This window comes from Candidatus Pelagibacter sp., from assembly GCF_052049995.1.
Classification (GTDB): Bacteria; Pseudomonadota; Alphaproteobacteria; order Pelagibacterales; family Pelagibacteraceae; genus Pelagibacter.
Genome location: NZ_JBNGYX010000010.1, coordinates 1 through 19,301, shown reverse-complemented (window position 1 = coordinate 19,301; position 19,301 = coordinate 1). Strand labels below are relative to the sequence as shown.

20 protein-coding genes are annotated in these 19,301 nt (G+C 26.5%); 12 read left to right on the top strand and 8 right to left on the bottom strand.

The window, feature by feature from the left end:
* A partial coding sequence (locus tag ACTT9Y_RS06555; RefSeq protein WP_440933554.1) for an LptF/LptG family permease occupies positions 1–790 on the bottom strand: 790 nt, incomplete at its 3' end.
* A 61-nt stretch (positions 791–851) separates the two neighbouring features.
* On the opposite strand from ACTT9Y_RS06555, the gene ACTT9Y_RS06550 reads away from it, so the two are divergent.
* Both ACTT9Y_RS06550 and ndk read left to right on the top strand, forming a co-directional pair.
* Complete coding sequence (locus tag ACTT9Y_RS06550) at positions 852–2,306, top strand: leucyl aminopeptidase (protein ID WP_440933553.1); 1,455 nt, start codon at positions 852–854, stop codon at positions 2,304–2,306.
* Positions 2,299–2,709 carry a nucleoside-diphosphate kinase gene (ndk, locus tag ACTT9Y_RS06545; protein ID WP_440933552.1) on the top strand — a complete coding sequence of 137 codons (411 nt, stop codon included), beginning with the start codon at positions 2,299–2,301 and terminating at the stop codon, positions 2,707–2,709. Before ACTT9Y_RS06550 ends, ndk begins: the two co-directional genes overlap by 8 nt.
* Here the strand turns inward: ndk and purN are convergent.
* Both purN and purM read right to left on the bottom strand, forming a co-directional pair.
* On the bottom strand, positions 2,699–3,280 hold the full coding sequence (gene purN, locus ACTT9Y_RS06540; protein ID WP_440933551.1) for a phosphoribosylglycinamide formyltransferase: 582 nt from the start codon (positions 3,278–3,280) through the stop codon (positions 2,699–2,701). The genes ndk and purN overlap by 11 nt on opposite strands.
* Positions 3,255–4,286: a phosphoribosylformylglycinamidine cyclo-ligase gene (gene purM, locus ACTT9Y_RS06535; protein ID WP_440933550.1), complete on the bottom strand. Its 1,032-nt coding sequence runs from the start codon at positions 4,284–4,286 to the stop codon at positions 3,255–3,257. The genes purN and purM overlap by 26 nt, the downstream gene beginning before the upstream one ends.
* Before the next feature lie 11 nt (positions 4,287–4,297).
* Here purM and ACTT9Y_RS06530 point away from each other — a divergent pair, with 11 nt between their 5' ends.
* Genes ACTT9Y_RS06530 through aspS form a run of 3 tightly spaced genes read left to right on the top strand, consistent with a single transcriptional unit; the run spans position 4,298 to position 7,820 of the window.
* Positions 4,298–5,386 carry a hypothetical protein gene (locus ACTT9Y_RS06530; protein WP_440933549.1) on the top strand — a complete coding sequence of 363 codons (1,089 nt, stop codon included), beginning with the start codon at positions 4,298–4,300 and terminating at the stop codon, positions 5,384–5,386.
* Positions 5,373–6,035 (top strand): DNA replication protein, encoded by a 663-nt coding sequence (locus ACTT9Y_RS06525; protein ID WP_440933548.1) that lies wholly within the window; start codon positions 5,373–5,375, stop codon positions 6,033–6,035. Before ACTT9Y_RS06530 ends, ACTT9Y_RS06525 begins: the two co-directional genes overlap by 14 nt.
* The gene (gene aspS / locus ACTT9Y_RS06520) at positions 6,036–7,820 is read left to right on the top strand and encodes an aspartate--tRNA ligase (protein ID WP_440933547.1); all 1,785 of its coding nucleotides are present in this window, start codon (positions 6,036–6,038) and stop codon (positions 7,818–7,820) included.
* 1 nt (position 7,821) lies between these two features.
* Here the strand turns inward: aspS and ACTT9Y_RS06515 are convergent, their stop codons facing one another.
* A complete protein-coding gene (locus ACTT9Y_RS06515; protein WP_440933546.1) occupies positions 7,822–8,646 on the bottom strand; it encodes a TSCPD domain-containing protein in 825 nt (274 codons plus the stop codon).
* A 114-nt stretch (positions 8,647–8,760) separates the two neighbouring features.
* On the opposite strand from ACTT9Y_RS06515, the gene ACTT9Y_RS06510 reads away from it, so the two are divergent.
* The gene (locus ACTT9Y_RS06510) at positions 8,761–9,120 is read left to right on the top strand and encodes an NADH-ubiquinone oxidoreductase subunit NDUFA12 family protein (protein ID WP_440933545.1); all 360 of its coding nucleotides are present in this window, start codon (positions 8,761–8,763) and stop codon (positions 9,118–9,120) included.
* Complete coding sequence (locus ACTT9Y_RS06505) at positions 9,083–9,490, top strand: DUF2155 domain-containing protein (protein WP_440933544.1); 408 nt, start codon at positions 9,083–9,085, stop codon at positions 9,488–9,490. The genes ACTT9Y_RS06510 and ACTT9Y_RS06505 overlap by 38 nt, the downstream gene beginning before the upstream one ends.
* Here the strand turns inward: ACTT9Y_RS06505 and accC are convergent.
* The 3 genes from accC to aroQ are packed head-to-tail and all read right to left on the bottom strand — an operon-like array spanning position 9,487 to position 11,698.
* Positions 9,487–10,824 (bottom strand): acetyl-CoA carboxylase biotin carboxylase subunit, encoded by a 1,338-nt coding sequence (accC, locus tag ACTT9Y_RS06500; protein WP_440933543.1) that lies wholly within the window; start codon positions 10,822–10,824, stop codon positions 9,487–9,489. The two genes, ACTT9Y_RS06505 and accC, sit on opposite strands and share 4 nt — an antisense overlap.
* Positions 10,825–10,827: 3 nt before the next feature.
* Positions 10,828–11,262, bottom strand: coding sequence for an acetyl-CoA carboxylase biotin carboxyl carrier protein (gene accB / locus ACTT9Y_RS06495; protein WP_440933542.1), 435 nt, complete (start codon positions 11,260–11,262; stop codon positions 10,828–10,830).
* Positions 11,249–11,698, bottom strand: coding sequence for a type II 3-dehydroquinate dehydratase (gene aroQ, locus ACTT9Y_RS06490; protein WP_440933541.1), 450 nt, complete (start codon positions 11,696–11,698; stop codon positions 11,249–11,251). The genes accB and aroQ overlap by 14 nt, the downstream gene beginning before the upstream one ends.
* Before the next feature lie 16 nt (positions 11,699–11,714).
* On the opposite strand from aroQ, the gene thiS reads away from it, so the two are divergent.
* Both thiS and ACTT9Y_RS06480 read left to right on the top strand, forming a co-directional pair.
* Positions 11,715–11,933, top strand: a complete 219-nt coding sequence (gene thiS, locus ACTT9Y_RS06485; RefSeq protein WP_440933540.1) for a sulfur carrier protein ThiS — start codon at positions 11,715–11,717, stop codon at positions 11,931–11,933.
* A 1-nt stretch (position 11,934) separates the two neighbouring features.
* Complete coding sequence (locus ACTT9Y_RS06480) at positions 11,935–12,708, top strand: thiazole synthase (protein WP_440933539.1); 774 nt, start codon at positions 11,935–11,937, stop codon at positions 12,706–12,708.
* Here the strand turns inward: ACTT9Y_RS06480 and ACTT9Y_RS06475 are convergent.
* Positions 12,701–14,518 carry an Rne/Rng family ribonuclease gene (locus tag ACTT9Y_RS06475; protein WP_440933538.1) on the bottom strand — a complete coding sequence of 606 codons (1,818 nt, stop codon included), beginning with the start codon at positions 14,516–14,518 and terminating at the stop codon, positions 12,701–12,703. The genes ACTT9Y_RS06480 and ACTT9Y_RS06475 overlap by 8 nt on opposite strands.
* 101 nt (positions 14,519–14,619) lie before the next feature.
* On the opposite strand from ACTT9Y_RS06475, the gene ACTT9Y_RS06470 reads away from it, so the two are divergent.
* The 3 genes from ACTT9Y_RS06470 to ACTT9Y_RS06460 all read left to right on the top strand — a co-directional run.
* Positions 14,620–16,956, top strand: a complete 2,337-nt coding sequence (locus ACTT9Y_RS06470; protein WP_440933537.1) for a penicillin-binding protein 1A — start codon at positions 14,620–14,622, stop codon at positions 16,954–16,956.
* A gap of 45 nt (positions 16,957–17,001) precedes the next feature.
* Positions 17,002–18,057 (top strand): peptide chain release factor 2, encoded by a 1,056-nt coding sequence (gene prfB / locus ACTT9Y_RS06465; RefSeq protein ID WP_440933555.1) that lies wholly within the window; start codon positions 17,002–17,004, stop codon positions 18,055–18,057.
* Positions 18,058–18,100: 43 nt separating this feature from the next.
* Positions 18,101–19,301: hypothetical protein (locus tag ACTT9Y_RS06460; protein WP_440933536.1), on the top strand; the 1,201-nt coding region annotated here is incomplete at its 3' end.

The following is a 19,301-nucleotide window of genomic DNA, read 5'->3' as shown; positions in this document are numbered from 1 at the left end:
GATCTAATTTATATAAGTGAACTATACATTGTAAAATATCTATGGTAGATAATTCTTGTGTTTTTTTAACTGTAATTGTATTTGCCTTTAAATTACTTAATAAAAAATCTGACTTTGAAAAACTAAAATTTGTTATTTTGTTATTTTTATTTGATATTGTTTCTCCGTCAAAGAGTATTAATAATGGATTAGAGTTTACTTCTCTGAAAATACCTTTTTTTGCATAGGTAATTTCAAAGTTTTCTGTACTAATGTCTTTTTTGATAAATAGGTTATAAAGATAACCATTTTCATCTTTTCTTTCACTGTATATAGTTACATCCTTTATAGTATCATTAAATCTTTTTGGTTTAATAAAGTTTCCTAAAAAATTAACATTTGACTCTCTTAAAAAAGATCTAGCAATATCTTGAGATTTAGGTACCACAAAACTTGTAAATATAATTTGAATAAAAAATAAAAAGAGGGAAATTTTAAGAATAAAATTTATAAACTGTAATTTATCAACTCCAAAGTTCCAAAATATAATTAATTCATTATTGAGTTCATATTTAGACAATACATAAAATAAACTAAAAAATAACACAAAAGGGTATAATTTACTTAATATTTTTGGAAAATTTAACAGTGAATAACTTATGTAAACCATATAGTCCCTACCGTCTTCAATCATTATATCTAGAAAATTCACTGCCTGAAAAACCCATATAATTGTACTTGAGCTTATTAGAGCAATTAAAAAAAAGCTCATATAGTCCAATAGTAATTTTCTATATAATATTTTTTTCATTGAAAAATCTTAATTTTGACAATATATACCACTCTACTCTTATAGAGTGTACTTTAAATTTATGCCAATCGTAATTAACTATAAAAGCAGTTCATTAAAAAAAAACTCCTCTAATTTAGTATTATTTGTTGATGAAAAATTTAATATCCTAACTCTAAAAAAACATCTTTCGAAACCAGAATTTTCTTATATTCAAGATCTTATAAAAACTAAAGATCTTAAGAAAAAAATATTAATTTTTGATATTAACTCAAAAAGAAAAATAATTTTAATTTCATTGAAAAAACTTATCACAAGTTCAGATTTAGAGAACTTGGGTGCAAAATTTTATGACTTGTTTAAAGAAAATAATCGAAATGAATTTATATTAAATTCAGACACAATATCTAATAGATCAGAAAATTCTATTGGATACTTTTTACATGGTATGAGATTGAAATCCTATAAGTTTGAAAAATATAAATCCAAAAAAAGTAAAAACTATTTCTCAGTAAATGTTATTGGTAAAAAGAAAACTTCTACTAGGGATCAAGTTAAATTCAATTCTATAGAAGAAGGCACTTTTTTCACCAGAGACTTGGTGTCTGAGCCTGGAAATGTTTTGCATCCTGATGAATATGCCCGAAGATTAAAATCTCTTAGAAAATTTGGCTTAAAGATAGTCATTTATGACGAAAAAAAATTAAAAAAACTAGGAATGAATACATTGTTAGGTGTAGGTCAAGGGAGTATTAGAGGATCTTATTTAGTAACTATAGAATGGAATGGTTTAAAAGACAGATCTAAACCTTTGGCTTTTGTTGGAAAAGGAGTTTGTTTTGATACAGGAGGTATTTCTTTAAAACCCGCTAAGTTTATGGAGGATATGACATATGATATGGCGGGATCTGCTGTTGTTGTTGGTTTAATGAAAAGTTTAGCCTTACGAAAAGCAAAAGTGAATGCAGTAGGTGTTGTTGGTTTAGTTGAAAATATGCCAGGAGGAAACGCACAAAGACCAGGAGATATTGTAAAGTCTTATAGCGGAAAAACTGTTGAAATATTAAATACAGATGCAGAAGGAAGATTGGTGTTAGCAGATGCATTAACTTATACAGAAGAAAGATTTAATCCAAAATTTATAGTAGATCTCGCAACTTTAACCGGAGCAATCATTGTTTCTCTTGGTTCTGAATACGCAGGTTTATTTTCAAATGATGATAAATTAAGCAAACAATTAATTGATGCAGGAGAGAGTGTAGAAGAAAAAGTTTGGAGAATGCCATTAAATAAAAATTTTGATAAATTAATTGACTCCAAAAATGCAGATATGCAAAATATAAATTATGTTGGAGGAGCAGGGTCAACAACCGCTGCTCAATTTTTGCAAAGATTTATTTTAAACAAAACACCTTGGGCACATTTGGATATAGCTGGAATGGCTTTTTCAAAATACGGTGGAGCATTAAATTCTGGTGGTGCAACAGGTTATGGAGTGAGATTATTAAATAAACTAATAGAGGATCATTATGAGTAATTTAGAACAAACATTATCAATTATTAAACCAGATGCAGTTGAGAGAAATATAGAAAATGAAATCAAAGAAATGTTTAAAAGTAATGGTTTTAGAATTTTAAAAGAAAAAAAAATCCAAATTGAAAAATCAGAAGCTGAAAAATTTTATAAAGTGCATGAAACTAAGCCATTTTATAATGATTTATGTGCCTATTTATCATCAGGCCCAATTGTTGTGATGGTTCTTGAAAAAGATAATGCAGTTTTAGGAAATAGAGAACTAATGGGTGCTACAAATCCAAAAGATGCAGAAGAAGGTACTATTAGAAAAAAATATGGAATTTCGATAGATAAAAATTCTGTGCATGGATCAGACAGTATTGAAAATGCTAAAATTGAAATAGATTTTTTCTTTAATAATTAAAAATTTTTAATATAGCCTTTGGGTACAATTTATGTTCTTGAACTAAAATTTTTTTAGCAAGAGATGTTTCAGTTTCTTTTTTTGAAATTTTGACTTTTTTTTGTAAAATAATTTTTCCAGAATCTAATTTAGAATTTACAAAATGAACAGTACATCCTGAGTATTTTTCCTTGTTATTTAATACTCTTTTGTGAGTATTTAACCCTTTGTATTTTGGAAGTAAAGAGGGGTGTATATTTAAAATTTTTCCTTTAAATTTTTTGATAAAATTTAATGATAAAATTTTCATGAAACCAGCAAGACATATCATATCAATATTGTTGATTTTTAAAATGGAAAGTAACTTTTTTTCACTTAAATTTTTATTTTTAAAATTTAAAACTTTTTTTTTTATTTTAAATTTTTTAGCGTAATTTAAACCCCCTGCTTTGGAATTGTTTGAAATAACAAAATCAATGGATATAGGAGATTTAATGGTTTTTGAAAATTTAATGAGAGATTTTAAATTACTTCCTGTACCTGAGATTAATACAGCAGTTCTAGTTTTATTGTAACCAGTTGATCGAACCATTTAGCATGACTTTGTTTTTATCTTCTGAAATATTTCCAATGACATATGGCTTGTATTCTTTTGAAAAAAATTTACCTATTTTTTTCAAATTTTTCTGCTCTATAACTATACAAAAACCTACGCCACAATTAAATGTTTTGAGCATTTCTTTATCTGAAATTCCATTATTTTTAAGCCAATTAAATATTTTAGAAGTTTTAATTTGATTTAAATTAATATTAGCAGAAAGTTTATCTGGTATAATTCTTTTTATATTATCAGATAATCCTCCACCAGTTATATTCGCACAACCATTAATTAAGTTTTTGTTTATTAAATTCATTATTTCTTTCACATATATTTTAGTAGGTTTTAAAAGCTCAGACTTTAAAAATTTATTTTTTTTAATATTTATTTTTTTTTGTTTTAATAAATATCTTACAAGTGAATATCCATTAGAGTGTAAACCATTAGAAGGGATCGCTATTATAAGATTATTTTTTTTTATTTTATTTTTATTTAAAATTTTATTTTTTCCAACAACTCCCACAGCAAAACCTGCAATATCAAATTTCCCTTTTTCGTAGGTATCAGGCATTTCAGCAGTTTCTCCACCGACGAGTTCACATTCCGATTGATCACAACCTTTTTTAATCCCTTTTATAATTGCTTTAAGTTTTTTTAAATCAATTTTATTTATAGATATATAATCTAAGAAAAGTAACGGCTTAGCACCTTGAACGATTAAATCATTTACACTCATAGCAACTAGGTCAATCCCAATAGTATCAAATTTATTTAAGTTATTAGCAATTTCAATTTTAGTTCCCACACCGTCGGTACAGGCTACGATTTTAGGTTTTTTTATATTATATGGTATGTTTGTAATGGAACCAAAGCCCCCTATATTAGAAAACTTTTTTTTGCCTCTTTTTTTTGTTGAAAATGTAGAAATAAAATTAACAAATTTGTCAGCAGCTTTTATGTTAACTCCACTTTTTTTATAGGTAAATTTTTTTTTATTCATTAATATGTTTTATGAAATTTATTTCTCAACTTTATAAATTAAAGCTTTTATATAATTTTTTTTTATTACTTGCTTTAATAAATATTTTCTTTTCCACAGGATTTAGTCATGCAAAGACATTTTCTGTAAATGATATTGAAATATCAACACCTTTTGAGATAAATTTTAATAAAAATGAAATTATCGACAAAGGATTTGTAAAGGCATTTAATGAACTAATTTTTTCAATTGTTCAAAGCAAAGATCAAATAAAATTAAAAAATATAACAATTAATCAAATAAAAGGAATGATCGAAACTTTCTCTATTAAAGAAGAAAAATTTATTGATGAAATTTATTATCTTTCCCTAAATGTTTCATTTAATAAAAAAAATATATTTGATTTATTAGAAACGAAAAATATATTTCCATCTTTACCTTTAAAAAAAGATTTCTTATTCATTCCGGTTTTTGTTGATCAGAATAAAAATCAAGTTTCAATATTCTCTGAAAATAAGTTATTTTCCAGCTGGAATTCAAATAATAAAAAATACAGTCTTTTAAATTATATCTTACCCACACAAGATCTTGATGATTTTAGCATGATTAAAAGAAATATTAATAATTTGGAAACTTATAACTTTGAAGAAATTATAAATAAATACAACCTCAATGATCACATAATTATGATTGTGTTTAAAGATAATAATAAAATAAGAGTATTTAGCAAAATCTTTTTCAATCAGAAAAACAATTTAAAAAATTTAAATTATACTGAAGTTAATTTTGATGATGATGAAGAGATATTTAAATTTATTGATAATTTAAAATTAATATATGAAGATTTTTGGAAATCGCAAAATCAAATTAATACTTCAGTAAAGTTATCTTTAAATATTTCTATAAACAATTCCAATAATATAAAAATAAATAATTTTGAAAAAATTTTATCCAATATGGATTTAATATATAATTTTTACATTTATAAATTTGATAATCAAAATAATTTTTATAAAGTTATTTTTAACGGAACACCTGATAAATTTTTAGAGGTTATGAGTTATCAAAATTATGATTTTGAAATTAAAAATAAAGTTTGGGTTTTAAATGACAAATCTTAATCAGCAAATACTTAAATTCGATTATGAGCAAAATTTTAAAGATCAGGATTTTTATGTTTCAAAAAGCAACGAATATTCTTTTAGCCTTTTAAATAGTTGGCCAAAATGGGATAAAAATTTCATAAATTTAATAGGTGAAAAGTTTTCAGGAAAAAGTCATTTAATAAATATATTTTTGGAAAAGTATGGTGGAATTAAAATTAAGGCAGAAGATATTAATAATGATTTAATTAAAAAATCTAAAATATATGAAAATATTGTTGTTGAGGATTTAACTGAAAAAATAAATGAAAATTTATTATTTACACTTATTAATATAATAGATCAGGATAATAAGTATTTAATAGTAACTTCAAAAGTACCAATAGTTGACTTTAAATTTAATCTAAATGATCTTAATTCAAGATCTACTAGTTTTATTTTATCTCAAATTGAAAAACCTAGTGACGATTTAATCTATGCATTATTACTAAAAAATTTTTCTGATCGTCAGATATCAATAGACCAAAAACTTATCGAATTTATAATTAAGAGAATAGATAGAACTTATGGCAAAATTTCTGATTTCATATATAAAATCGACGAGATTAGTTTAAAAAGAAAGAAACCAATCGATTTTAAAATTATTAGAGAAGCATTAGAGGTTTAATTGAATAAATACAGAACACATAACTGTAATGAATTAAGAAAAGAGGATTTAGATAAAAAAATTTCTCTTGCAGGCTGGATAAATAAAAAAAGGGATCATGGGAACTTATTATTTATTGATTTAAGAGATAATTACGGAATTACCCAATGTATAATTGATAAAGATAATAAATATTTTTCTGATTTAGAAAAAATGCAATTAGAAACAGTAATTAAAGTTGAGGGGAGAGTTGTTAACAGATCTAAAGAAACAATTAATTCTGAAATTGACACAGGTGAAATAGAGGTTGTTATTGAGAAGCATGAAGTTCTAGGTACTTGTAAAGAGCTACCTATGCCGATCTTTAGTGATCAAGAATATGCAGAAGAAATAAGATTGAAATATAGATTCTTAGATTTAAGAAGAAAAAAAATTCACGAAAATATTATTTTAAGATCTAAAGTAATTTCATACATCAGAAAGGAAATGACTAAATTAGGTTTTTTAGAATTTCAAACTCCAATTTTAACCTCATCTAGTCCAGAGGGTGCTAGAGATTTTTTAGTACCTAGTCGTTTAAATCCTGGAAAATTTTATGCGTTACCACAAGCTCCTCAGCAATTTAAACAATTAATTATGGTTTCAGGCTTTGATAGATACTTTCAAATCGCACCTTGTTTCAGAGATGAAGATGCAAGAGCAGACAGAAGTCCTGGGGAGTTTTATCAATTAGATTTAGAAATGTCATTTGTTGAACAAGAGGATGTATTTAATGTTGTTGAAAAGTTAATGGTTAATACATTTAAAAATTTTTCTACCAAAAAACTGATGTTTGATAAATTTCCAAAGATTTCATATAAGGAAGCAATGCTTAAATTTGGTACTGATAAACCAGATTTGAGAAACCCACTAATTGTAAATGATATAACTGAAATTTTTATAAGAGAAGATGTTTCATTTGAAATATTTAAAAAATTAGTTAAATCTGGATCTAAAGTAAGATGTATCGTTACCAAAAATACGAAAGATAAGCCTAGAAGTTTTTTTGATAATATTGATAAATGGGCAAAAGAAGAAGGCGCTTCTGGTTTAGCTTATTTCACTTTTGAAAAAGATAATGATATTTCAGCAAAAGGCCCTGTAGGAAAATTCTTTTCTCAAGATGCATTGGTTGAAATCATGAAAAAAACAAACTGTGAAATAGGGGATAGTATTTTCATGGCTTGTGGAAAACAAGACGAATTAGAAAAAATTACTGCACTAGCAAGAGATAAAATTGCAAAAGATCTAGATTTAATTGATGAAAATGTTTTCGCATTTTGCTGGATTGTAGATTATCCAATGTTTGAAAAAGATGAGTCAACAAACAAAATTGAATTTAGTCACAATCCATTTTCAATGCCTCAAGGTGATTTAAGTGAAAAAGATTTTGAAAACCCTTTAGATATACTTGCTTATCAATACGATATAGTTTGTAATGGCATAGAATTATCCTCTGGAGCAATTAGAAATCATAAACCAGAACTTATGTATAAACTTTTCTCGATTGCAGGATATGATAAAAATCAAGTAGATGAAAAATTTAGTGGTATGATTAATGCACTTAGTTATGGCGCACCACCGCACGGAGGAATAGCACCTGGTATTGATAGAATTGTAATGTTACTAGCTAATGAAAAAAATATTAGGGAAGTTACTATGTTTCCAATGAACCAAAACGCACAAGATTTGATGATGAATGCACCATCTGAGGTAAATCCAGATCAATTGAAAGAATTAAATTTAAATTTAAAAACTAAAAAATAAATTATTTTTTACCTTTTAAATTTATTTTTACATCTGAAAGATCAACTAAATTTTTTTTATAATTGTTTCTAACGAAACCTTTGCTAGTAATATCTTTTACAATTTTCAATAATTGATTTTGATCCTCAGAGTTCTGATTTTCTGGATTGATTGCATCATTTCCTCCAATAGCCGGAGTATGGGCCAGATCCTCTCGATTTTGATATGAAATAGCTAATTCTCTAAAAATATAATCTAAAATTGATGTAGCGCTTAGAATTCTATCATTACCATGGACTTTGCCTGATGGTTCAAATTTTGTACCTACAAATGCACTTATAAACTCATCTAACGGAACACCATATTGAAGTCCTAGAGAAACAGCAATTGCAAAATTATTCATTAAAGCTTTTACAAGCTCACCTTCTTTACTAGTATCAATAAATATTTCTCCAATTTTTCCATCTTCATATTCTCCTGTATGAAGGTAAACTTTGTGGTCACCAATAGTAGCTTTTTGAATATATCCTTTTCTTCTGTCAGGCATGCTAAATCTTTTGCCTGACTTATCGTTAGCAGTGTTTATAGTTGTTATTATACTCTCTTTATTTATTGGGCTTTTTTTATCTATTTCAGTAACTACTTCTACTTTGTTGTTTTCAAGGACTTTATTATTTTTAGGGTCTAAACTTTTTGTTTTTCTGTTATCAAGTTTTACGTCTAAAACTTCAAATTTACCATCATCTCTTTTTTCTAAATTTTTTAGCTCTGCCTCGTTAATATCATCTAAATAATGATTTACTTTAAATGTACAGGTATAAAAAGTTTCAACTAAATACTTTGCCATTTTACCTCAACTTAAATTTTAATTTGAATAATGAATCAATTAATTTATATACATATTCATATTTTAGTCTAATTTAAATTTTACAATTTTTAATTGAATAAATAAAAAAATATTATGTTGACACTCTTAAAAAAAATTTTCACATGGTGGAATCAAGATACTTTTGGAACAAGACTTAAAACTATTTTTTTTGGAAAACTAGTAGGTACTGATGAGCTAGGTAACAAATATTATGAGAGTAAAAACGGAAAAAGATGGGTTATCTATTCAAACACAATTGACGCATCAAAAATTCCAGTAGAATGGTATTCTTGGATTCATTTTACACCTAATAAAATTGAAAAAAAACACACATTAGAAAAATACGATTGGCAAAAACCGCATCAAGAAAATTTAACTGGAACTGACGCAGCATATTATCCAAATAAAAATAAAGATGGTGTTAAAAAGAAATACTCAAGTTGGAAAGAATAATTTTAAATTAATTTATTTAGTTTTTTTATTTTATTTTTGTTTAGTTTTAAGTTCAAATTCAAAGAGTAATTTGGAGGGAAATTTTACTGATATAAAAATTTTGGACAAAATAAGTTCTAAAAATATTTTGATTAAACTCAAAAATGGAGAATTAAAAAAATTTAAAGATTTATCTATTAAAAGCCTCAAATGCAAAAATTCAGAATTTGATGATAATCCAGAAATAACTGCGTATATTCAGGTTAGGGATTTAACAAATAAAAGTAATGATGAGGTTTATGTATTTAATGGTTGGATGTTTTCATCAAGCCCATCAATCGCACCTTTTGATCATCCTGTTTACGATGTTTGGCTTGTGAAATGTTATTAAACAATTGAATCTTTATCTATCCAACTAACATTAAAATCTGAATTGATAAATTTTTTATGATTTAGTAATTTTTTATGTAGAGGTATTGTTGTAGTTATTCCTTCAATGACAAATTCATCTAAAGATCTATTCATTCTCTGAATTGCTTCCATTCTATTTCTTCCATGACAAATTAACTTACAAACCATACTATCGTAATATGGTGTTACCTTATATCCTTGAAATATTGCGCCATCTACTCGTGTTCTAAAACCAGATGGTTGATGACACATAGTAATAACTCCAGGCGAAGGCTGAAAGTTTTTACTAGCATCCTCAGCATTTATTCTACATTCAATTGCATGTCCTCTAGGATTTATATCGCTTTGTTTCAAAGCAGTTTCTCCTGAAAAAGCAATCCAAATTTGCTCTTTAATTATATCAATGCCTGTAACCATCTCAGTTACAGGATGTTCAACTTGAACTCTTGTATTCATTTCAAGGAAATAAAATTTTCCATCTTCATATATAAACTCAACAGTGCCAGCCCCCATATAACCTATTTTAGCTACCATTTTTACTGTTCTCTCAAATAAATCTTTTCTTATTTCATTATTTAAAACTGGACTTGGTGTTTCCTCTATTAATTTTTGATGTCTTCTTTGAACTGAACAATCTCTCTCATGAAGGTGAACAGCTCTATTTTTTCCAGCTAATATTTGAACCTCAATATGTCTTGGATTTTGGAAAAATTTTTCAATGTAAACTTCGTCATTACCAAAGTATTTCTTTGCTTCAGATTTAGCGGTTGAAAACAACGTTTCAAATTCTTCTTCTTTATCAACTATTTTCATACCTTTACCTCCTCCTCCACCTGAGGCTTTAATTAAGACAGGAAAACCAATTTTTTTACAAAGTTCTTTTGCTTCAGAAACATCTTTTACACCGCCTTCAGAACCTTCAATAACAGGTAATCCATTTTCTTTAGCTATTCTTTTTGCTTGGATTTTATCACCCATCATTTCAATATGTTTTGATGAGGCTCCTATAAAAGTAATCTTATTCTCCTCTAAAATTTTTGCGAAGTTTGCATTTTCAGAAAGAAAGCCATAGCCGGGATGTACTGCGTCAGCATTAGTAAGTTCTATAGCTGACATTAAAGCAGGAATATTTAAATAACTATTTGCAGGTTGATGTGAACCAATACAGACACTTTCATCTGCCATCCTTACGTGCATACTTTCTCTATCTACATCAGAATGAACAGCTACAGTAGGAATTCCCCATTCTTTACAAGCTCTAATAATTCTAACCGCAATTTCCCCACGGTTTGCAATTAAGATTTTTTTAAACATTATTTATTCTATGATAATAAGGGTTTGACCAAATTCAACAGGTTGACCGTCTTCAACACAAATTTCTTTTACTACACCATCTGCTGTTGAAGGAACATGATTCATGGTTTTCATTGCCTCAACAATCATTATTGTATCACCTTTTTTAATTTTTTTTCCAATCTCAACAAATTTTTTTGCACCTGGTTCTGGAGCATGATAGGCAGTTCCAATTATAGGTGAAGTAATTTCAGTTCCTGATTTAATATTTTGAGTTTGAGAAGGTGCTGAACTTGATGCAGGAGATGAGGACGAAGTAACTTGAGGTTGATTACTTATTGAAACATTATTTTTTGATACTTTAATTTTTGTATCCTTTTCAGTTATCTCTATTTCAGTAAGATTAAATTCTTTTAAATAATCACTTAACTCTTTAATTATTTTTTTATCTATTTTCATTATGCAAAGTCTTTTGTAATGAAATTATGGCCAAAATATATCCTTCAGCACCTAATCCAAAAATTCCTCCAGTTACCACATCACTTATAAGTGATTTATGTCTAAATTCTTCTCTTTTATAAATATTAGATAGATGTAGCTCGATTATTGGTTTTTTAAATAAATCTAGAGCATCTCTTATTGCCACAGATGTATGAGTAAATGCAGCAGCATTTATTATCATACCATCAAATTTTTTCCTAGCATCTTGAATTATATTAACAAGCTCTCCTTCAATATTAGATTGAGCAAATTCAATATCAATACCAATTTCTTGTCCTTTTTTAGAACAATTTTCTTTAAGTTGTTCAAACGTAGTTGATCCATATTGTGATTGTTCTCTTTCCCCTAATAGATTAAGATTTGGACCATTAATAATAATTATTTTATTATTCATTCAGCACTTATATACGATGAAAAAAATAAAAAAAATAAAAATTAAAATAAATGGTAAAATCAAATCTATAAATCAAGATTCTGCCCTTTCTGTAGTATTAAAAAATCTAAAAATTCCATTAAATAAAGTAGCTATTGAGCTTAACGAAGAAATAATAGATAAAAAAAAAATTAATAAAATAAAATTAAATAAAAATGATAAAATTGAAATAGTTCATTTTATTGGAGGTGGTTAACGTGAAAAAAGATAGTCTAATTATTGCGAATAAAAAATTTAATTCCAGATTAATCGTTGGAACAGGAAAATATAAAAGTTTATCTGAGTGCGCAAAAGCAATTAAACTCTCAGGAGCAGAAATCGTAACAGTTGCTGTAAGAAGGGTAAATATTTCAGATAAAAATAAGCCTTTGCTTATGGATTATATTGATCCAAAAAAAATTACATATTTACCCAATACTGCTGGATGTTTTAATTCAAAAGAGGCTTTGAGAACTTTGAGATTAGCAAGAGAAATAGGTGGTTGGAAGTTAGTTAAATTAGAAGTTTTAGGAGATAAAAAGAATTTATTTCCAGACATGATTGAAACTTTAAAATCCACAGAAGTTCTCGCTAAAGAAGGTTTTAAAGTTATGGTTTATTGTAATGATGATCCGTTAATGGCTAGGCGTTTAGAGGATTCAGGTGCTCACGCAATTATGCCCCTAGCTGCACCAATTGGATCAGGACTAGGCATACAAAACAAAATTAATATTCAAATAATTAGAAAACAAACCAAACTTCCATTAATTATTGATGCTGGTTTGGGTCAAGCTTCAGATGCTACAATTGCAATGGAATTAGGATGTGACGGAGTGCTTGTTAATACTGCTATTGCAAAAGCAAAAAAACCATTTGAAATGGCTTTAGCTTTTAAAAATGCTGTTATTGCAGGAAGACAATCTTATAAATCTGGAAGAATAGATAAAATTTTAATGGGCAATCCATCCTCACCATCAAAAGGAATTATTTAGTTTTTTTATAATAATTTTTTTTATTATATTGTTTTTTATTAATCTTTTTATTTTCTTTTTTTTCTGAAAATTTATTATCTTTATTTTGAGTTTCTAAATTTTTTAATTTTTCATAATATTCTATAAGCTCTATCGTCTTTTTTGATTTATTTTTTATGTCTATAATGTACTCAGGTATAATTAAAGAATTATCGCTAATAATATCTATTTTCATTTTATTCTTTTTCTCAAAATAAGTTAAGTCATTAACAAAATTTTCTTTAAGGAAATCTGAAATTTTTTCACAAACTTTTAATTCAACAAATTTAGCTTTATTAATTACAGCTTTTAACTCAACAATTTTTAAAAGTTTTTGAGCAAAAGACTCGTCTGTTAATGTAATTTTCCATTTTATTGCGCTTTCCCTCAGTCTTTGTCTTGACATCTCCAGAAGACCAAAATTACTTATTCTTCCGATTTGAATTCTAGCTCTATCTGACCTGCATTTTTCTTTAAGTTTTCTTTCTACTAATCTCCTATTTCCATAACTTAGCATATCAATAAAATCTATAATGATTAAACCAGACAAATCTCTTATCTTTATTTGTCTTGCAATTTCTTCTGCAGCTTCAATATTCGTATCTAGAGCAGTGCTTTCAACATTTTTTCCTTTTATTGAACTTCCAGAATTTATATCGATAGAAACCAAAGCCTCTGTCGGGTTAATAACTAAATATCCTCCTGACTTTAGTTTAATTTCAGAGTCAAAAATTTGATTTAACTTTTGTTCGATATTTTCTTGAATAAATAGTGGAATTTTCCCTCTATATTTTTTTACTTTTTTGACATTTGATGGCATCATTGTTTTCATGAATAATTGAGCTTTTTTATAACCCTCGTTACCTTCCACAACTATATTTTGGGTATTTTCGTCAAACATATCTCTTAATGTTCTTTTTATTATTTCACTTTCTTGATGTATTAAAGAAGGAGCAATAGAGTTTATTGCATTTTCTTTTATTTGACTCCAAGAATTAATCAAAGTTTCTAAATCACTGTTTATTTCATTTTTTGTTTTATTGCTTCCAGCAGTTCTGACAATTAATCCCATCTCTTTAGGTATTTCAATTTCATTTAGAATTGATCTTATTTTTTTCCTATCAGCAGGATTAAATATTTTTCTTGATATACCTCCTCCTTTAGGAGTGTTTGGCATTAATACTATATACTTGCCAGCAATAGAAATGAAAGTGCTTAAAGCTGCACCTTTTTGACCTCGCTCGTCTTTAATAACTTGTACAAGAATTACCTGATTAGGTTTAATTACTTCCTGAATTTTATATCTTTTAAATTTAAATCTATGCTTTTTCTTTTTTACTTTTTCATCATCTGAATTTTCTTTTTCTGTAATATTTTCTTTATTATTTGAGTCTTCTTCTAATTGTTCTTCTGATATCTTTTCTATAGGATCATCAATTTCTAATTTTCCTTCAGCTATATTTTCCTCTTCTTTAGCCTCGACTTCTCTTGAAAGTTCTTCTCTAGCTTTTTCTTCCTCCTCTTTAATTCTTTCTAAATCTGCTTTTGGTATTTGATAATAATCTGATTGAATATCATTAAAAGACAAAAACCCATGCCTCTCTCTTCCAAAATCAATAAAGGCTGCTTGCAAAGAGGGTTCAATTCTACTTACTTTGCCTAAATAAATATTATTTTTAATTAAGTTGTTTTTTAAACCTTCGTACTCGTAATCTTCAATATTTTCACCTGATTTAAGAACAACTCTAGTTTCGTTAGGATGCGAAGCATCGATATATAAATTTTTTTCCATAATTTTGTGAATTTTAATTTCATTAGTAATTTAATTTTTTAAAATTTTGTTTAATTTTCTTGCCATATCTTTAACAAATTCCAAGATATAATGAAATTAAAATGAATAAATTTTTTAGAAATATCTTTATTTTAATTACTTCTTTTATTCTATTATCAGCAATTTCGATAATAAGCGTTTTATGGACTTATTCTAATGATTTACCAGATTATAAATTTCTTAAAAGTTACAAACCTCCTGTTTCCAGTAAAGTTTACTCTGGTAATGGTGATTTGGTGGCAGATTTTTCACAGGAAAAAAGGGTATTTGTTCCATTTAATTCAATTCCAAAAAATGTAATTAACGCATTTTTATCTGCCGAAGATAAAAATTTTTTCAAACATCCAGGCGTTGATGCTAAAGGTGTTATTAGAGCAGTAATAAATAATATTTCAAATATTTTGTCATCTAAAAGGTTAGAGGGAGCATCTACAATTACTCAACAGGTAGCAAAAAACTTTTTACTAACAAATGAAGTAAGTTTAAACAGGAAAATTAAGGAAGCAATTCTAGCTTTTAGAATAGAGAGAGCTTTATCTAAAGAAAGAATTCTAGAACTTTATCTAAACCAAATTTATCTTGGAAGTGGAGCATATGGAGTAGCTGCAGCAAGCTTAGAATATTTTGATAAATCTATTAAAGATTTAAATTACTCAGAAGCTGCTTTATTAGCAGCATTGCCAAAAGCACCTAGTAGATATAATCCTTATAGAGATCCAGATATAGCAAAATTTAGAAGAAATTTAGTTTTAAAAAATTTGTTAGATAATAATTATTTAACCTCAGAATGGTTTGAAAAACTTACAAAAGAGGAAATAATTTTAAAAAAAAATAAAAAAATTTATTTAGAAGACGCTCAATATTTTATTGAAGATGTGAGAAAAAGCGTAATTGAAACATTGAGCTATGATAAAGTCTACAAACAAGGTTTTAATATCAATACTCCAATAGATTTAAATTTACAAACAATTGCAACAAAATCACTTAGAGATGGATTAATTGCATATGATAAAAGAAAGGGATGGAGAGGACCACTTACTAAAAAGATTTATAATTCAGAATGGAAAAAAGATTTAGAAAAGTACAAATTAGAAAATTCAATTAATTGGAAATTAGCAATAGTTAAAAAGATAAATAAATTTTCAGCAGAAATAGAAACAGAAGATAATATTGAAGGTGTTATTGAATATCAGAGTATTTCTTGGACAAAAAAAGAATTTAACAAATTATTAAAACCTGGTGATATTATTTATGTTAAAAATCTAAGACAAAATATTTTTAACTTACAACAATTACCAAAGGTAAACGGTGGAATTGTTGTGATGGATCCATTTACGGGAAGAGTTTTAGCATTAAGTGGTGGTTTTAGTTTTAAACAAAGTGAATTTAACAGAGCAACTCAAGCTAAAAGACAGCCTGGATCAGCTTTTAAACCATTTGTTTATGCATTAGCTTTAGAGAACAATTTTACACCAACATCATTAGTTCTAGACGCACCACTGGTTTTAGACCAAGGAGATGATTTAAAAATGTGGAAACCAGAAAATTATGGAAAAAAATTTTATGGGCCTTCGACTTTAAGAGTTGGTTTGGAGAAATCTAGAAATTTAATGACAGTAAGAATAGCCCAAAATCTTGGTGTAGAGAAAATAGTTGATTTTTCAAAAGCATTAAAAATTTATGATAATCCAGAAGAACTTTTATCAATATCTTTGGGATCCGCGGAAACAACTTTATTAAAACTTACATCTGCTTATTCAGTTTTTGTTAATGGAGGAAAACTTGTTGAACCAATATTGATAGATAGAATTCAGGATAGTGAGGGAAATACTATTTTTAATAATGATAAAAGAAAATGTATTAACTGTGATCAAATTTCTTATTTAACCAACGATTATCCAGAGATTAAAAATGACTATACTCAAATTTTTTCTCCAGAAACAGCTTTTCAAATGACATCAATTTTAGAAGGAGTTGTTCAAAGAGGTACTGCTAAAAAACTAAAAGACTTAAATTTAAATATTGCAGGTAAAACTGGAACAACAAATAAAAATACAGATACTTGGTTTATAGGTTTTACCTCAAATGTACTAGTTGGTGTTTATGTTGGTTCAGATAACCCAGTTCCATTAGGAAAATATGAAACAGGATCTAAAACGGCTTTGCCAATATTTAAAAATTTTATAAGTGATTCTATAAGCAAAAATGATGCAAGACCATTTAAGGCTGCTAAAGGCACGGTGATGATGGTTGTTGACCCTTTAACAGGTCAAAAAGCAAAATTTAACTCAAAGAATACTATTATTGAGGTTTTTAAAAAAGAAAATGTAATTGATGGAAAAGTACTTTATACAAATTCAGATAGATTAGATTCAAATAATATATTAAAGTTTTACTAATGGATAATAATTATCAAATTTTAAAAGAAGAGATTGAAAAGATAAATCAAAAAATACAGGAGTATCTTTGAAAAAAACAATATCCATTCAAAACTGCAATCTTTAAATTCACAAATGCTAAGTGCCAATTTTTGGCAAGATAAAAATAATTCTCAAAGAGTAATCAAAGAAAAGAAATTTTATGAAGATTTAACTAATTCTTTAAATAAAAATTTTGAAAAACTAAAAGATTTAGATGATTTGAATCAACTGGCGTTTGAAGAGGAGAATTTGCAAGTTCAAAAAGAAGTTCTCCAAAATATTAAAGACTTAAGAAGTGAAGTTAAAAAAAATGAAATTAAATGTTTTTTATCTAATGAAGCAGACCCTTTAAATTGTTATATAGAAATACATGCTGGTGCTGGAGGCACAGAAAGTCAAGATTGGGCTGATATGCTAAGAAGAATGTATTTAAAATGGTCAGATAAAAAAAATTTTAAATCAAGTTTAATTAGTGAACATAGAGGTGACGAGGCCGGAATAAAGTCTGCAACAATTAAAATAGATGGTGACTATGTTTTTGGATGGTTAAAAAAAGAGTCGGGTATACATAGATTAGTTAGGATATCTCCATTTGATTCCGGAGCGAGAAGGCACACAAGTTTTGCAAGTGTTTGGATTTATCCAGTGGTAGATGAAAATATAAATATAGAAATTTTAGAAAAAGATTTAAGAATAGATACCTATCGTTCCAGTGGAGCAGGTGGCCAGCATGTTAATACTACTGATAGCGCAGTTAGAATAACACACATTCCTTCAAAAATTGTTGTTCAATGTCAAAATGAAAGATCTCAACATAAAAATAAAGAAACATGCATGAACATGTTGAAAGCAAGATTATATGATTATGAAATTAAAAAAAGAGAGGAAGAAAATCAAAATGTTGAAAGTGCTAAATCTGAAATAGGGTGGGGGCATCAAATTAGATCTTATGTTCTTCAACCTTACAGACTTGTAAAAGATAATAGAACTAGTTTTGAAAGCACTAGTCCTGATAAAGTATTAGATGGTGATATTGACGAGTTTTTGGAACAATCGCTTTATAAATTAAATGAGAAATAATATTTTAAAATATTTTATTCTGCTTCTAACATTTTTTGTTATTTTGACAATTTACCTTAGCACCATAGGTATAGAGACGGATAAATTTAACGATCAAATTAAAAAAAGAATTTTACTAATAAATAAAAAGATAGATATAGATTTAAAAAAAATTAAATTAACTCTAGATCCTTTTAAACTAAAAATTTATGCAAAAACAATTGGTACCACAGTATATTTTGCAAAAAGACCTTTAGCATTAGAAAGCATTAAAACGCAAGTTTCGCTCAGTTCTTTAATTAAAAATAAGATCTCATCATCAAATATAGAGCTAAAAACTAAGTCTATATTATTAAATGATTTAATTAAATTTATTCGTACAACAACCAACAAACCTGAATTATTTATATTAGAAAAAATTGTAAAAAAAGGTCATGTAATTATAGATCTGAGTTTGAACATCGATGAAAATGGCAAACTTAAAAATGATTATATCATTAAAGGCTTGATAAAAGATGGAAGTATTAATTTTTTAGATAAGGCTAATTTTAAAAATATAAATCTTAATTTCAATTTTCAAAAAGATAATTATCATTTTGATGAAATAAATTTTAAAACAGAAGAAGTAAATTTTATTTCAAAAAAACTTTACTTAAAAAAGAAAAAAAATAGCTTTTTAATTGATGCTATTGTTGAAAATGACCAATCAAATTTAAATTCAAATATATTAAATTTATTAAATTTAAGTTTTGAAAATATAATTGTTGATGATGCCAAATTTAAAACAAATAATAAATTTTCTTTGGAAATAGATGAAAAATTCAAAGTTAAAAATATTATTTTGAATTCTGATATAAATATTACTCAGCTAAAATATAAAAATTCAAAAATAATTAATAAATATTTTCAAGAAGTTGATGATCTAATTTTACTAGATAATCATAAATTAAATTTAAATTATAAGGACAAAAATTTATCAATTAACGGTAAGGGACAAATTCAGTTAAATACTGGAGAAATAGATGAAATTAAATATTTTATAAATAAAAAAGATAAGGATTTAAGCATAGATTCAGAATTATTTTTAAAAAATATAGTTTTGGAGAGGCAAGATTTTGTAAAAATTTTCTTCCCTCAAGCTAATGAAAATATAAATTTTAATAATCAAAAATTAAAAATTAATTTTAACAATAATAATCTAACTTTTTCAGGTTCTGGAAAATTTAAAATTGATAAAGATTTTGAAGAAATTGATTATTTTATTG

Coding starts and splice junctions, on each gene's coding strand:
- ACTT9Y_RS06505 (WP_440933544.1), top strand. CDS start 9,083: ATGGTGTTAAAAAGAAATACTCAAGTTGGAAAGAATAATTTTAAATTA.
- ACTT9Y_RS06475 (WP_440933538.1), bottom strand. CDS start 14,518: ATGGAAAAAAATTTATATATCGATGCTTCGCATCCTAACGAAACTAGA.
- aroQ (WP_440933541.1), bottom strand. CDS start 11,698: ATGAATAATAAAATAATTATTATTAATGGTCCAAATCTTAATCTATTA.
- purM (WP_440933550.1), bottom strand. CDS start 4,286: ATGAATAAAAAAAAATTTACCTATAAAAAAAGTGGAGTTAACATAAAA.
- ACTT9Y_RS06530 (WP_440933549.1), top strand. CDS start 4,298: ATGAAATTTATTTCTCAACTTTATAAATTAAAGCTTTTATATAATTTT.
- thiS (WP_440933540.1), top strand. CDS start 11,715: ATGAAAAAAATAAAAAAAATAAAAATTAAAATAAATGGTAAAATCAAA.
- ndk (WP_440933552.1), top strand. CDS start 2,299: ATGAGTAATTTAGAACAAACATTATCAATTATTAAACCAGATGCAGTT.
- ACTT9Y_RS06525 (WP_440933548.1), top strand. CDS start 5,373: ATGACAAATCTTAATCAGCAAATACTTAAATTCGATTATGAGCAAAAT.
- ACTT9Y_RS06510 (WP_440933545.1), top strand. CDS start 8,761: ATGTTGACACTCTTAAAAAAAATTTTCACATGGTGGAATCAAGATACT.
- accB (WP_440933542.1), bottom strand. CDS start 11,262: ATGAAAATAGATAAAAAAATAATTAAAGAGTTAAGTGATTATTTAAAA.
- purN (WP_440933551.1), bottom strand. CDS start 3,280: ATGGTTCGATCAACTGGTTACAATAAAACTAGAACTGCTGTATTAATC.
- accC (WP_440933543.1), bottom strand. CDS start 10,824: ATGTTTAAAAAAATCTTAATTGCAAACCGTGGGGAAATTGCGGTTAGA.
- ACTT9Y_RS06515 (WP_440933546.1), bottom strand. CDS start 8,646: ATGGCAAAGTATTTAGTTGAAACTTTTTATACCTGTACATTTAAAGTA.
- ACTT9Y_RS06470 (WP_440933537.1), top strand. CDS start 14,620: ATGAATAAATTTTTTAGAAATATCTTTATTTTAATTACTTCTTTTATT.
- ACTT9Y_RS06550 (WP_440933553.1), top strand. CDS start 852: ATGCCAATCGTAATTAACTATAAAAGCAGTTCATTAAAAAAAAACTCC.